The organism is Streptomyces sp. NPDC002588 (genome assembly GCF_040295925.1).
In the GTDB taxonomy this organism is placed as follows: domain Bacteria; phylum Actinomycetota; class Actinomycetes; order Streptomycetales; family Streptomycetaceae; genus Streptomyces.
In genome coordinates, this window is sequence record NZ_JBEOWF010000003.1 from 127639 (window position 1) to 142441 (window position 14803).

7 protein-coding genes and 1 pseudogene are annotated in these 14803 nt (G+C 71.8%); 5 read left to right on the forward strand and 3 right to left on the reverse strand.

Annotated elements, in window-relative coordinates:
- Nucleotides 1-117: 117 nt before the first annotated feature.
- From ABT057_RS05180 to ABT057_RS05190, 3 genes are all read right to left on the reverse strand, one after another.
- Entirely contained in the window at nucleotides 118-798 is a 681-nt protein-coding gene (locus ABT057_RS05180) for a response regulator transcription factor (RefSeq protein ID WP_352341080.1), read from the reverse strand.
- On the reverse strand, nucleotides 795-2000 hold the full coding sequence (locus ABT057_RS05185; protein WP_352341081.1) for a sensor histidine kinase: 1206 nt from the start codon (nucleotides 1998-2000) through the stop codon (nucleotides 795-797). The genes ABT057_RS05180 and ABT057_RS05185 overlap by 4 nt, the downstream gene beginning before the upstream one ends.
- A gap of 117 nt (nucleotides 2001-2117) precedes the next feature.
- Nucleotides 2118-4373 (reverse strand): MMPL family transporter, encoded by a 2256-nt coding sequence (locus tag ABT057_RS05190; protein WP_352341082.1) that lies wholly within the window; start codon nucleotides 4371-4373, stop codon nucleotides 2118-2120.
- A gap of 195 nt (nucleotides 4374-4568) precedes the next feature.
- Between ABT057_RS05190 and ABT057_RS05195 the strand changes: the two are divergent.
- The 5 genes and pseudogenes from ABT057_RS05195 to ABT057_RS05215 all read left to right on the forward strand — a co-directional run.
- Nucleotides 4569-4787, forward strand: a pseudogene (locus ABT057_RS05195) (amidohydrolase family protein); the annotation flags it as partial.
- A gap of 336 nt (nucleotides 4788-5123) precedes the next feature.
- Nucleotides 5124-9125, forward strand: a complete 4002-nt coding sequence (locus ABT057_RS05200) for a hybrid sensor histidine kinase/response regulator (protein WP_352341083.1) — start codon at nucleotides 5124-5126, stop codon at nucleotides 9123-9125.
- A gap of 97 nt (nucleotides 9126-9222) precedes the next feature.
- Nucleotides 9223-11709, forward strand: coding sequence for a SpoIIE family protein phosphatase (locus ABT057_RS05205; RefSeq protein ID WP_352341084.1), 2487 nt, complete (start codon nucleotides 9223-9225; stop codon nucleotides 11707-11709).
- Between the two features lie 148 nt (nucleotides 11710-11857).
- A complete protein-coding gene (gene lanKC, locus ABT057_RS05210) occupies nucleotides 11858-14530 on the forward strand; it encodes a class III lanthionine synthetase LanKC (protein ID WP_352341085.1) in 2673 nt (890 codons plus the stop codon).
- A complete protein-coding gene (locus tag ABT057_RS05215; protein ID WP_352341086.1) occupies nucleotides 14527-14661 on the forward strand; it encodes a SapB/AmfS family lanthipeptide in 135 nt (44 codons plus the stop codon). The genes lanKC and ABT057_RS05215 overlap by 4 nt, the downstream gene beginning before the upstream one ends.
- Nucleotides 14662-14803 lie beyond the last annotated feature (142 nt).

Sequence of the window (14803 nt, forward strand, 5' to 3'; positions counted from 1 at the left end):
CGCAGGGGTTCGCCGGATGGGGCGACGTGTCCACCCGGCGTCCTCTCTTCGCCCGGGTGGAGGCCCGGCCTCGCACTGCCCGCCTGGGCGTTCGCTCCGTTGCGACGATCCTTCGTTTCAGGACCACCGGGAGGTGGGCCGCACCAGTCCTGTCTGGTAGGCGATGACGACGAGTTGGGCGCGGTCGCGTGCGCCGAGCTTGGTCAGGGCGCGCTGAATGTGAGTGCGTACGGTCAGGACGCTGAGGACGAGTTCCTCGGCGATCTGGTCGTTGGACCGGCCCCGGGCGGCGAGGACGGTGACCTCGCGTTCCCGCGGCGTGAGGTCGTTCAGGCGCTCCGGGGGCGCGAGGAGGGCGCCCGGGGCGGGTGCGGTGAGGAAGCGGGTGATGAGGGCGCGGGTGGCACCGGGCGAGAGGAGTGCCTCGCCCGCGGCGACGGTGCGGATGCCGGCCAGCAGGGCGTCGGTGGTGACGTACTTGCCGAGGAAGCCGCTGGCGCCGACGCGCAGAGCCCTGGCGACGTACTCGTCGGTCTCGAACATGGTGAGGACGAGGACCCGCGTGCCGGCCAGTCCGGGGTCCTCGCAGATGGCGGCGGTGGCGGCGAGACCGTCCGTGCCGGGCATACGGATGTCCATCAGGACGATGTCGGGGTGGTGGGTACGGGCCAGGTCCACCGCCTCCTGGCCGTTGGCGGCCTCCCCCACCACCTCCATGTCGGCGCAGGAGTCGATCAGCAGCCGGAAGGTTCCCCGCAGCAGGGCCTGGTCGTCGGCGAGCAGGACACGGATGCTCAACGGGTTGCCTCGTCTTCTTCCGGGGCGAGGGGGTGCAGCGGCAGCGCGGTGGCGACTTCGAAGCCGCCCTCGGGGCGCGGGCCGGCGTGCAGGTCGCCACCGACGGAGTGGGCACGCTCACGCATGCCCATCAGACCGTAGCCGCCGCCGGGGACCCACGAGGGGGTGGTGGTCCCGTCGTTGGTGACCGAGACGAGCAGTCGGGAGTCGGAGTACGTCAGCCGGACGCGGGCCCCTTGGCCCGCGCCGTGTTTCGTGACGTTGGTGAGGGCCTCCTGGATGATCCGGTACGCCGTCAGGTCCACGCCCGGTGACAGGGACCGCGGCTCTCCCTCGGTGGTGACGGTGACGTCGACGCCGGCGGTCTCGCACGTCGCGATCAGCTCGGGCAGGCGGTCCAGGCCGGGGGCGGGTTCCAGGGAGTCGGTGTCCGGGTCGCCGCTCTGGCGCAGCACCCCGACGGTGGCCCGGAGTTCGAGCAGCGCGGAGGACGTGGTGGCGGTCAGCTCGTCGAGCAGTTTCTGCGCCTGTTCCGGGTGGGTGGGCGCGAGGTGGCGGGCGGTGCCGGCCTGCGCGTTGGCGACGGCCATGTGGTGGGCCACGACGTCGTGCAGGTCGCGGGCGATCCGCATCCGTTCCTCGGCGACCCGCAGCCGGGCCTCCTCCTCCCGGGTGCGCTCGGCGTACGCGGCGCGCGCCTGCACGGATTCCGTGTAGTCCCGGCGCAGGCGGTCCCGGCCGCCACCGACCAGCGGCAGCATCAGCCACAGCACGGGGCCGACGCTGCGCAGCAGGAGCATCTCGGTCGTGGGCCGGTCGGACACGGCGGCGATGACCACCACGGCCATGGTCACGGCACCGTACAGGCGAGTCGTCCTGGGGTCGGTGCCGGCGGCCAGCCGGTAGAGAGCGATCATCAGGGGCGCGAGCAGCAGTGGTGTCACCAGGTAGCCGAGAGCCACGGTGATCACCGTGCAGACCGTGGCCACGACGACGGCGGTGCGCGGGTGGGTGCGTGCCTTCAACTGGACGAGGCAGGCGATGGCCGCCAGGACTTCGGCGGGCCACTCCACGCTCGGCCCGCTGATGCCGGGGATGGCGATGGAGGCGCCGAGGGTCACGCAGCCGAGCAGCCCGAGGGCCAGGATCACGTCCGTGGCGGTGTGCCGGCGCCCTGTGTAGCGCTCCAGGCTGGTGGTCATCTGTTTCTCCGGAGGATGGGCGTGAGCCCCATGGTGGACGAGGGACGGCCGACAACGCCGTGGGGGCCGCCCGTGGCGTTCGCCACGGGCGGCCCCGGGACGGCCGGGGGCACTCGCTCAGAGGCGCGCCTCGACCGGCTCGTCGGGGGCGGGGTCCGGGTCCGATCCGGGGGCCGCGGCGTCGGCCCGGCGCCGGGTGAGGGCCTCGCCCTCGACGTCGACGCGGGGCAGCAGCCGGTCCAGCCACTTCGGCAGCCACCAGGCCCGGTCGCCCAGCAGGGCGAGGACGGCGGGCACGATCGCCATCCGGACGACGAAGGCGTCGAGGAGCACGGCGGCGGCCATGCCGAAACCGATCATCTTGATCATGGAGTCGCTCTCGCCGATGAAGCCGGCGAACACGGCGATCATGATCAGGGCGGCGGCCACGACGACCCGGGCGCTGTGCCGGAACCCCGAGACGACCGCCTGCCCGGCGGACTCACCGTGGACGTACGCCTCCCGCATCCGCGACACGAGGAAGACCTCGTAGTCCATGGCGAGGCCGAAGACGATGCCCACGAGGAAGATCGGCATCAGGCTCATGACCGGCCCGGTCTGCTCCACCCCGAACAGGCCCGCTCCGTGGCCCTGCTGGAAGACCAGGACGACCGCGCCCAGTGCCGCGAGCACCGACAGCAGGAAGCCGAGCGCCGCCTTGAGCGGGACGAGCACCGACCGGAAGACCACCAGCAGGAGGACGACGGCCAGACCGACGATCGTGACCAGATACGGCACCAGCGCCGCCTGGACCTTCCCGGCGATGTCGATGTTCAGCGCCGTGGTGCCGGTGACCTCGAAGGACGCTCCGGCCGCCGACTCCGTGCCGGGGCGTTCACCGCGGATGGTCCTGACGAGGTTCCCGGTCTTCTCGTCGGTCGGGCTGGTGGACGGTGTCGCGGTGAACACCGCCGTGTCGCCGGCTTCGTCGAAACGGGGCGTGGTGACCGAGACGATGCCCTGAGTGGCGGCGATCTTCCGGTTGATCGTGCTCACCGCGGTCCTGGCGTCGTCGGCACCCTTGGCGTCGACCACGATGGTCAGGGGGCCGTTGAAGCCGGGGCCGAAGCCGTCCGCGAGGGCGTCGTAGGCGCGGCGCTCGGTGGTGGAGGCGGCCTTGGCCTCGTCGCCCGGCATGCCGAGTTCCAACTGCGTCATCGGGATCGCGAGGGCGCCGAGGCCCACGACACCCAGCAGCAGGACGGGGATCGGGCGGCGCAGCACGAAGCGGGCCCAGCGGGTTCCGCGATTGTCACGCTCACCGCGCCCCGACGGCTTGCCGAACCGGAGCACCCGGCCGCCCCGCCTCTGCCTGCGCACGGCGCCCGACAGCACGGCGTTCGGCCAGAAGCCGACCAGCGCGGGCACGACGGTCAGGGCGATGACCACGGCGACGACGACCGCGCCGGCGGCGGTCAGGCCCATCTTGGTCAGCATCGGAATACCGACGACCGTCAGGCCGGCCAGCGCGATGACCACGGTCAGACCCGCGAAGACGACCGCGGACCCGGCCGTGCCGGCCGCGAGACCCACCGCCTCCTCCGGAGCACGCCCCTTGGCGCGCTCCTCGCGGTAACGGGAGACCACGAACAGCGCGTAGTCGATGCCGACCGCCAGACCCAGCATCATCGCCAGGGTGCCGGTGCTCGTGGACAGGCCGAGGGCGTCTGCCAGCACCGCGATCGTGAACATGCTCACGCCGACGCCGAGGACCGCCGTCAGCAGCGGCAGCCCGGCGGCGGCCAGTGAGCCGAAGGTGACCAGCAGCACGAGGGCCGCCACCGAGAGGCCGATGATCTCGGCGACGCCACCGGGGCCGCCGCCGCTGTCCATGGCGGAGCCACCCGCCTCCACGGTCAGGCCGGCCTCCCGGGCCCGGTCGGCGGCCTTCTCCAGCGCCGCACGGCTGGCGTCGGTGACCTCGGAGGACTTCACCTTGTACGTGACGGTGGCGTAGGCGGTCGTACCGTCCTCGCCGACCGCCTTCGCCGTGAAGGGATCCGCGACGCCGGCCACCTGCGAGCCGTCGCCCAGGGCGTCGACGGTCTCCTCGATCGCCTGCTTGTGGGCGGCCGCGGTGACCTTCTGCCCGTCGGGGGCGACGAAGACCACGCGGGCGGTGGCGCCGTCGGCTGCAGCGCCCGGGAAGCGCTCCTGCATCAGGTCGTACGCCTTCTGGGACTCGATGCCCGGCATCGAGAACTCCTCGTCGGAGGCTCCCGGCGCCTGGAGGGCCCCCAGTCCGACGGCGGTCAGTACGGCCAGCCACAACAAGGCGACGTAACCGCGCCGCCGGAAGGCCAGTCGGCCCAGTCGATACAGAAAAGTAGCCACGTCGGGGAACTCCACATCTGCTGTCGCTTGCTCACCCAGGCTGTCCCGGCGGAGGCCCCCGCGTCGTCATGCCACTACTGGCACTGCGGTCTCCCGCATCCGGAGGAGCGACTACTGAAACCGCAGTACGTGTCCGGCGGTCGGCTCCTGCTCCGGTACGACACCCCGCCCGCGGGGCCGCACGGCTGTTGCGCCCAGGAGTCGGAACGGACGGCCCTGCTAAGGGAGTTCGGCGTACGGGCCTTCGTCGAGGCGTACGTGCGGGTGGCCGTCGAGGCGGGCGCGCGCGTCTTCAGGGCGCGTGTGCAGGTGGGGGCGTACGACCCGGCCGACGAACTCCTCGATCCGGCTTGGGGGTTGCCGGCCGAGGGGGGCGTTCCCGTGGTGATCCACCGGGGATTACGGGACAGCCCTCGGGCGACCGCATTCTGCTCGGCTCCGACTTCCCCGACATCCCCTGATATCCGTCTGGATCCGTCTGGCCCGATCCGTCTGGCGAAAAGCTTTCCCAGTACCCCTGATGCGCACGCGTATGCACGATCCGCTGCGGTTGAATTCCCCTGGGGCCGAACTTCACCCCGCACTTTGTTCCGTGCTCGGAACGTGGGTTAGCCTGCGGCGTATTTTCTCATCAGGCAGATCCGTGAACTGCGGAAACGCATGCACAGCAGCCCGGGCGCCGATACGGTCCGGGGTGAGTTCCGAGTCCTCCCTTCGCGAGGACTCCTGGGGAGCGGAACGAGGGTGCGCATGACCAGCAACAGCGCCGGGGTCGTTGAGGCTGTGCCGGCCGACCAGGAGTTGCGGCGCCTTCTCGCAGGCCTGACGGCCGTACGGGACGGGGACTTCGGCACCCGCCTGCCGGACGACGCCGACGGCCTCATGGGCGACATCGCCAAGGTCTTCAACGGCATGGTGGACCAGTTGTCCGTGTTCACGTCGGAAGTCACCCGGGTGGCCCGTGAGGTGGGCACCGAGGGGACGCTCGGCGGACAGGCGGAGGTGCCGGGGGTGTCGGGCACCTGGGCCGATCTGACGGACTCGGTCAACGCCATGGCGGGCAACCTGACCACCCAGGTCCGTGACATCGCGCAGGTGGCCACGGCGGTGGCCAAGGGCGATCTCTCCCAGAAGATCGACGTGCCCGCCCGGGGCGAGATCCTGGAACTGAAGAGCACCATCAACACGATGGTCGACCAGCTCTCCGCCTTCGCCGACGAGGTCACCCGGGTCGCCCGCGAGGTCGGCACCGAGGGACGCCTCGGCGGACAGGCGGACGTCAAGGGCGTCAAGGGCACCTGGCGCGACCTCACCGACTCGGTGAACTTCATGGCGGGCAACCTCACCGGCCAGGTCCGCAACATCGCGCTGGTGGCGACCGCCGTGGCCAAGGGCGATCTCTCCCAGAAGATCACCGTCGACGCGCGCGGCGAGATCCTCGAGTTGAAGAACACCATCAACACGATGGTCGACCAGCTCTCCGCCTTCGCCGACGAGGTCACCCGCGTCGCCCGCGAGGTCGGCACCGAGGGACGCCTCGGCGGACAGGCCCAGGTGCGCGGTGTGTCGGGCACCTGGAAGGACCTCACGGACAACGTCAACGTGATGGCGTCCAACCTGACCGGCCAGGTCCGCTCGATCGCCCAGGTCGCCACGGCCGTGGCGCGCGGCGACCTGTCGCAGCGCATCACGGTCGAGGCCAAGGGCGAGGTGGCGGCGCTGGCCGAGGTCATCAACACGATGGTCGACACGCTGTCCGCCTTCGCCGACGAGGTCACCCGCGTCGCCCGCGAGGTCGGCACGGAGGGACGCCTCGGCGGACAGGCGCATGTGCCGAACGTCGCGGGCACCTGGAAGGACCTCACCGACAACGTCAACTCCATGGCCAACAACCTCACGGGGCAGGTCCGCAACATCGCGCTGGTGACGACCGCCGTGGCCAAGGGCGACCTGTCGAAGAAGATCGACGTGGACGCGCGCGGCGAGATCCTCGAGCTCAAGACGACGATCAACACGATGGTCGACCAGCTCTCCGCCTTCGCCGACGAGGTCACCCGCGTCGCCCGCGAGGTCGGCACCGAGGGACGCCTCGGCGGGCAGGCCGAGGTGGAGGGCGTGTCGGGCACCTGGAAGCGCCTGACGGAGAACGTGAACGAGCTGGCGGGCAACCTGACCCGGCAGGTCCGCGCGATCGCCGAGGTGGCGAGTGCCGTCGCCGAGGGCGACCTGACGCGTTCGATCACCGTGGAGGCGTCCGGGGAGGTCGCCGAGCTCAAGGACAACATCAACTCCATGGTGGAGTCCCTGCGGGAGACCACCCGCGCCAACCAGGAGCAGGACTGGCTCAAGACGAACCTCGCCCGGATCTCCAGCCTGATGCAGGGCCACCGCGACCTGCCCGTGGTCGCCGAGCTGATCATGGACGAGCTGGTCCCCCTGGTGTCGGCGCAGTACGGTGCCTTCTACCTGGCCGAGGACGGCGACGCCGGGCCCGAACTGAGGCTCGTCGGCTCCTACGGCTATCCCGAGGACAGCGACCGGCCCACGCGCATCGCGTTCGGCCGCACCCTGGTCGGCCAGGCGGCGCGCAGCCGGCGCACCATTCTGGTGGACGAGCTGCCGTCCGGCTACGTGACCATCTCCTCGGGGCTCGGCCACATGGCGCCGACGGCGCTCGTGCTGCTGCCGATCGTGGTCGAGGGGCAGGTCCTCGGCGTCATCGAGCTGGCGTCGGTCACCCTCTTCACCCAGACCCATCAGGACTTCCTGGCACAGCTGATGGAGACCATCGGTGTCAACGTCAACACGATCGTGGCGAACGCCCGAACCGATGAACTGCTGGTCGAGTCGCAGCGTCTGACGGGTGAACTCCAGTCCCGGTCGGCCGAGTTGCAGGTTCAGCAGGAGGAGCTTCAGCGCTCCAACGCGCAACTGGAGGAGAAGGCCTCGCTGTTGGTGGCGCAGAACCGGGACATCGAGGCGAAGAACCTCCAGATCGAGCAGGCTCGGCAGGAACTGGAGACGCGCGCCCAGCAGTTGTCGCTGGCGTCGAAGTACAAGTCGGAGTTCCTGGCGAACATGAGCCACGAGCTGCGCACCCCGCTCAACAGCCTGCTCATCCTGGCTCAGCTGCTGGCGCAGAACCCGTCCCGCAACCTCACGCCCAAGCAGGTCGAGTACGCGCAGATCATCCACTCCGCCGGTTCGGACCTGCTCCAGCTCATCAACGACATCCTCGACCTGTCGAAGGTCGAGGCCGGGAAGATGGACGTCGCACCCGAGCGGGTGGCACTGCGTCAGCTCATCGAGTACGTAGAGGCCACGTTCCGGCCCATGACCACGCAGAACGGCCTGGACTTCGCGGTGACGACCGCTCCCGGCGCGCCCGCGGACCTGCTCACGGACGACTCCCGGCTGCGCCAGGTGCTGCGCAACCTCCTGTCGAACGCCGTAAAGTTCACCGAGCAGGGCAGCGTGGAGCTGAGCATCGAGCCCGCGGTGGACGACGAGGTGCCCGAGGGGGTGATCCGGGGCGGCGCCGTGGCGGCCTTCCGGGTGAAGGACACCGGAATCGGCATCCCGGAACAGCACCTGGAGACGATCTTCGGTGCCTTCCAGCAGGCGGACGGCACGACGAGCCGGAAGTACGGCGGAACCGGTCTCGGTCTGTCCATCACGCGGGAGATCGCGCAACTGCTCGGGGGCGCCGTGACCGTGGACAGCACGCCGGGCCAGGGCAGTACGTTCACGCTCTTCCTGCCCGTGGCCCGTCCCGACTTCGAGGAACTGATCCGCCATGGCAGGGCTCCGGAGCGGACCGCGGCCGAGCCCCTTCCCGAGGGGCCGTCCCGCCCCGTGCCGCTGCCGCTGCCCCGGTCGGGGCCCGGACCGCGGCCCCGGCGCCTGCTCGTCGTGGAGGAGCGGCCGCGCGGTCTGCTGACCCTCGTCGCGGAGAGCGTGGTCGCCGACCTGACGCACGGTCACGACGACGGTGGGCGGCGGCCCGCGGTCGACGTCATCACCGCCGTCGGCGCGCAGGAGGCGGCAGGCGCCCTCGCCGCCGATCCGTGCCACTGCGTGGTCCTGGAGCACGGCATGCGGGACGGCGAGACCTCCCGGTTCCTGCAGGCCCTGGAGGGGGATTCGGCGCTGGCGAGTGTTCCCGTGCTGGTGCACAGCGCGCGCCGCACGGACGTGATGCTGGAGGAGGCGCTGCGATCGCGCTCCGCGGGAGGGGCGCTGGAGGTCCTTTCCAGCCTCGACGAACTGCGCGAACGCATCGCCCTGCACCTGTCCGCGGAGGAACCGGGGGATGTGTTGTCCCTGGTCCGGCCCGACGAGCCGCAGCAACCGGCGCCGTCCCCCGTCCACGACGCGCCGGCAGGCCGTACCGTGCTGGTCGTCGACGACGACGCGCGGAACCTCTTCGCGCTCAGCGGGATCCTGGAGCTCCACGGCTTCCGGGTGCTGCACGCCGAGAACGGGCGCAAGGGCATCGAGACGCTGGTGAACAGCTCCGACGTCGCGCTCGTGCTGATGGACGTGATGATGCCGGAGATGGACGGCTACACGGCCACGGCCGAGATCCGCAGGATGCCGCAGTACGCCGAACTGCCCATCATCGCCGTCACGGCGAAGGCGATGCCCGGCGACCGGGAGAAGAGCCTCGCGTCGGGCGCCAGCGACTACGTCACGAAGCCTGTCGACACGCACGATCTCATCGCCTGCGTCCGGCGCTGGCTGCCGGCATGAGCACACCGGCGCCCGTCCCGCACACCCGCGGGCCGGGCGCCCCGCAGCGCCCGCCGTTCCGCGCCTCAGGGCGCTCCAGCCGAGGAGCATCCACACCGTGAGCATGTCCGAGCATCCGGGCGAACCGGGTCAGGGCGGTGAGCCGCGGCTCGAATCCGCCGCCGCCCCGGCGCCGTTCGTCTTCCGGTCGGCGACTCCCGACGGGCTGCCGGTGCCTTCCGAGGGGCCGCCCCCGGATCTCGTGGGCGACTCGCCCGCCTCTCCGGTCGGCAGGCTGGCGGCCGTCGTGGAGCGCCTCAGCCGCGAGGTGCGGGCCGCCCAGGCGGAGGCCGAGGGCCGTGCCCTGATCGAACTCGCCAAGGGCATCCTGGTCGAGCGGCTGCAGTGCGGGCCGTCCCAGGCCGCCCGACAGCTCGCCGAGTTGGCCGGTCAGGCCCAGGTCACCCTGCTGGAACTCGCGGTCGACGTCATCAACCAGGCCGCCAAGGACCGGATGTCCGAGGTGACGGACGCGTTCCTCGCCGCGACCCGGACCGCCGACGACGCGCAGGCCGAGTCGGCGGCCGTACGCCTGCGCGCGGCCGAGAGCGGCGTGCTGGCCGCGAACGACACCCAGGCCGTGGCCGACGCCCTGCTGGAGCAGGCGCTGCGCCCCCTCGGCGCGGTGGCCGTGGCCATCTGGGCCGCGGGCGCCGACGGTTCGCTGTCCCTGGCGGGGAGCGCCGGGTTCTCCCCGGCCGAGGCCGCGCGCTGGCGCTACGTCCCGCCGGACGTGGTGACCGTGGCACGGCGCGGTCTCACCGAGCGCGAGGGGCAGTGGATCACCGCCCTCGGGCGGACCGCGGTGCCCAGCATCGGCCTGCATCACCATCCGGACGGCGGCAGGGTCGCCCTGCCCGCCGGCACCGGCGGGCGCATCCACGGTGTGCTGGAGATCGCCTGGCCTGCTCCCCTGGCGCCGCAGCCCCCGCAGATCGTCCGTCAGATGGAGGCCCTGGCGGAGCTGTGCGCGCACACGTTGGAGACGCACACGTCGCCGCAGGACGGGATCCGGGAGCCGCGCCTCCTGCCGGACGCCGGCGAGCTGATGGATCTGGCCGACGGGCTGCACGATCCCGCTCTGGTCCTGGTGCCGTACCTGGACGGCGCCGGGCACTTGGTGGACTTCCACATCCAGCACGTGAACGGCCGTTTCCTGGACCCGGCCGGCCGGCCGCGGGCGGTCGTCAACGGCGCGCTGCTCCTGGAGGCCTATCCGATGGCCGCCGGCGACAGCGAACTCTTCCAGCGCATCGAGCGCGTGTACGCCACCGGAGAGCCCTTCAGGACCCGCCGGATGAACCTCACCGCCCTCGTCGACCAGGTCGCCCTGTCCGCGGTCGCGGACATCAGCATCAGCCGGCACGGCAGCGCCGTACTCCTCATCTGGCGGATCGAGGACGAGACGGCGCGGCTGGCGAGCCTGCTCCAGCACGCCCAGCGGCTCGGCCGCATCGGCGGCTTCGAGGAGAACGTGCTCACCGGTGAGATCACCTGGAACGGTCAGCTGTTCGACCTCTACGGGCGCCCGCGGTCGAGCACCCCGGTGCCGCTGGAGGAACTGCCGGCCCATGCGCACCCGGACGACAGCGTCCCGATCCGCCGCTTCCTGCGCACCCTGTTGCACCACCGGCGGCCGGCGGCGTCGGCCTTCCGGCTGCAGCGGCCGGACGGGGTGACCCGCCACATCAGAATCGTCGCCGAACCGGTGCTCGACCCGGGCGGCCGGCTGCTCCTGGTCCGCGGCGCCTGCCAGGACATCTCGGCCCAGCACTGGACCGAGGTGGCGCTCGCCGCCACCCGCGACCAGTTGGCGCACACGGAGCAGCAGGCCACCGAACGCAACCGGCTGACCCTGCAGTTGCAGCACGCCATCATGCCCCCCACACAGGCACCGTTGCAGGTGCCCGACCTCCAGGTGGCCGTCCGTTACCGGCCGGCGGAGACGGAGCAGTTGGTCGGCGGCGACTGGTACGACACCGTCGTCCTGCCGTCCGGGCTGGTGCTGCTGTGCGTGGGAGACGTCGCGGGCCACGGCATCGAGGCCGCCACCAGCATGGTCGTCCTGCGCAACGCGCTGCGCGGCCTCGCGGTGACCGGAGCCGGGCCGGGCCAGCTGCTGTCGTGGCTCAACATCGTGGCGCACCATCTGACGGGTGCCGTCACCGCGACGGCGGTGTGCGGTCTGTACCACCCGGAGCGGCGGACGCTGCGCTGGGCCAGGGCGGGCCATCTGCCGCCGGTGCTCGTCCGGGACACCGAGGCGGCTCCCCTGCCTCTGGTGCGGGGGATGCTGCTCGGCGCCGTGCCGGAGGCCTCGTACGAGGAGACCGAGGTCCAATTGGCGGCCGGGGACACGCTGTTGATGTACACGGACGGCCTGATCGAGCGCCGTGACCGGTCCGTGGAGGAGTCCCTGAGCCATCTGCTGACGACCGCCCGTTCGGCGCCCAGCAGACTCGACCAGCACCTGGACCGCCTGCTGACCTACAGCAAGTCGGACACCGACGACGACACGTGCATCGTGGGCATCCGGGTCGGGTGAGGCACGCGGGGGCGGGGTTCCGCCCCGGGACGTAGCGCGTCCCCCTTCCTCCCCGGTGCTGCGTTTGTCATGGGTGACCGATGACAGGCGTGACTGTACGCCGCCGCACGCCCGCCGGAGTCTGGTGAGGACCCAGCGGAAGGTGCCCATGGAGAAGCGATACGAGGTCTTCTGTCTCGCCGACGCCCACTTCTACGAGACACCGGACCGCCTCTTCGGTGCCGGCGACGCCGCGCCACAGCACTACGAGCCGGCCGGGCGCCCCGCGCCGGACGGCTGGCGCCGGCATCTGTCCGGTGACTGGCTGCACCTGTCGCCGGACGGCGGGGGCACCCCCGCACAGGGCTGGAAGATCCATGTGTCGGCCTGCCTGGACAACGCGGAGAAGACGGCCGGCGTCGTCTGGGACTACTGCGTCTCCCACCTGATTCCGTTCAAGTTCGTGCCCGGGCCGAACCCCCTCTTCCTGAGGAACTCGAAGTACGCCGGGCGGGGCACCAGCGGGAAGTTCGCCACGCTCTACCCCCGCGACGAGAAGCAACTCCGCAGCGTCCTGGAGGAGTTGGGGGAACAACTGGACGGTGAGCCCGGACCGTACGTCCTCACGGACCTGCGCTGGCGACGAGGACCCCTGTACGTGAGGTACGGGGGCTTCGCCCAGCGGTTCTGCCCGGGCGCCGACGGGTCGCTCGTGCCGGCCGTCGAGGACGGCGGCGGCCGGCTGGTGCCCGACCGCAGGGACCCGACGTTCCACGTGCCGGAGTGGGTGGACCTGCCCGACTTCCTCGAACCGGAGTTGGCCGCCCGCAACGCCACGACCACCGGCGACCTGCCCTACCGGATCGAGCAGGCCCTGCACTTCTCCAACGGGGGCGGCGTCTACGCCGGCCGCGACCTGCGGACCGGTGAGAAGGTCGTGCTCAAGGAGGCTCGGCCGCACGCCGGGCTGGCGGCGGACGGCGCGGACGCCGTCACCCGGCTGGAGCGCGAACACGCGGTCCTGCGGCGCCTTTCCGGATCGGGCGTGGCCCCTGAGGTCCGGGACTGGTTCGTGCTCGGGGACCACCGGTTCCTGGTGATGGAGTACTTGGAGGGGAACACCCTCAACACGTATTTCGGCCGACGCCATCCATTGCTCGTCGCCGACCCCGATCCCGGCGTACTCGCCGACTACACCGCCTGGGCACTGCGCGTGCACCGGTCCGTCGAGGAAGCCGTCGCCGTCGTGCACGAGCGCGGGGTCGTCTTCAACGACCTGCACCTGTTCAACATCCTCCTCGGCCCCGACGGGGAATCCGTGCGGCTGATCGACTTCGAGGCCGCCGCGCACGTCGCCGAGGACCGCCCGCAGGTCGTCGCCCATCCCGGTTTCCTCGCGCCGGCCGACCGGCACGGCTTCGCCATCGACCGCTATGCGCTGGCGTGCCTGCGCATAGCGCTCTTCCTCCCCCTGACGACGCTGTTCGGCATCGACCGCGGCAAGGCCGCCCACCTCGCCGACGCGGCCGCCGGGGAGTTCCCCGTGCCGCGCGCCTTCCTGACCGACGCCGTACGCGAGATCACGGGGACGCCGCGGTCGCGCCGGGGCGGTACACCCCCGGGCGGCCGTCGAGAGGCCGGCCGCTGCCGGCCGGCCGATCCGGGCGACTGGCCCCGCAGCCGGGACTCGATGTACGGGGCGATCGTCGCGAGCGCCACGCCCGAACGCGACGACCGCCTGTTTCCCGGGGACATCGAGCAGTTCAGGGACGGTGGCGGCACCAGCCTCGCGTACGGGGCGGCGGGCGTCCTGTACGCCCTCGACGAGACCGGCTGTCCGCGCCACGAGGCAGGCGAGGAATGGCTGCTGCGCCACACCGGGGCGCCCGCACCCGGGACTCCCCTCGGACTGTTCGACGGCCTGCTCGGCACCGCCTGGGTCCTGGCGCGCCTCGGTCACACCGGACCCGCGCTGGAACTGACCGGGAGGGTGCTCGGCGAGAGGTGGCAGCACCTCGGGCCCGATCTGTACGGAGGGCTGGCCGGGGTCGCGCTCGCGCTGGACGACCTGTCCCGTGCCACGGGGGAGGCGGCCCTGCACGACCACGCCCTCGAGGCGGTCCAGCTGCTCGCGGACCGTGCCGAGCGTCTCCCCGCCGGAAACGGGGCGGGCCGCGGACCCGGCAGGGCCGGGCTGCTGTACGGCTCCAGCGGCCTCGCGCTGTGCTTCCTGCGGCTGCACGAGCGCACCGGAGCGCCCGACCTGCTGGAGCTGGCCGCCCGCCGCCTCCGCGCCGACCTGGCCCGCTGCGCGAAGGACCGCTCGGGCGCGCTGGCCGTGGACGAGGGCCGGCGGTCCATGCCGTACCTCGGCCAGGGCAGCGTGGGCATCGCCATGGTGCTCGACGACTTCCTCGCCCGCCACGACGACCCGGAATTCGCCCAGGCCCGCACCGCCGTCCTTCCCGCCGCCACGTCGCGCTTCTACGCCCAGTCCGGACTCTTCGGCGGACGTGCCGGCATGGTGCTGCACCTGGCCCGCACCACCACTCCCGAGGCCGCACCCCGTCAGGCGGCCGAACAGGTCGCCCGGCTGTCCTGGCACGCCGTGCCCCACCGCGGGCAGCTGGCCTTCGCCGGCGACCAGGTGATGCGCCTGTCGATGGATCTCGCCACGGGAACGGCGGGCTGTCTGCTGGCGGTCGGCGCCGCTCTCGACGAGCGTCCTGCCGCGTTCCCCTTCCTCCCGCCGCTCCGGCGGCCCCAGAGCCGGTCCCCTCAGCGGGCGACCGAAACGGAAGACCCACTCGCACACGCCACGAGCCGAAAGGACACACCATGATATTGCTCGACCTGCAGACGCTCGAGACTCCCGAGACGCCGGAGTCGCAGGAGAACGAGGCTTCGACGGTCAGCAGCGCGAGCCTGCTGCTGTGCTCCGCGAGCACGTCGTCCACCACCCTGTGTCTGTGACCGCTCCGCCCCGACGCGCTCCCGCCCGTGCGGCGGCCGAGTGCCGGTGACGCGGGCCTCCGGACGGCAGCCGTCGTCCGGAGGCCCACGTCGCCGGGCGTGGGGGGCGCTTCCGGAGCGGACAAGTCGGTGTGCGCCGCGC

Excerpts from the sequence above, each read along its gene's own strand:
- ABT057_RS05185 (WP_352341081.1), bottom strand. The coding sequence starts at position 2,000 with ATGACCACCAGCCTGGAGCGCTACACAGGGCGCCGGCACACCGCCACG.
- ABT057_RS05200 (WP_352341083.1), top strand. The coding sequence starts at position 5,124 with ATGACCAGCAACAGCGCCGGGGTCGTTGAGGCTGTGCCGGCCGACCAG.
- lanKC (WP_352341085.1), top strand. The coding sequence starts at position 11,858 with ATGGAGAAGCGATACGAGGTCTTCTGTCTCGCCGACGCCCACTTCTAC.
- ABT057_RS05215 (WP_352341086.1), top strand. The coding sequence starts at position 14,527 with ATGATATTGCTCGACCTGCAGACGCTCGAGACTCCCGAGACGCCGGAG.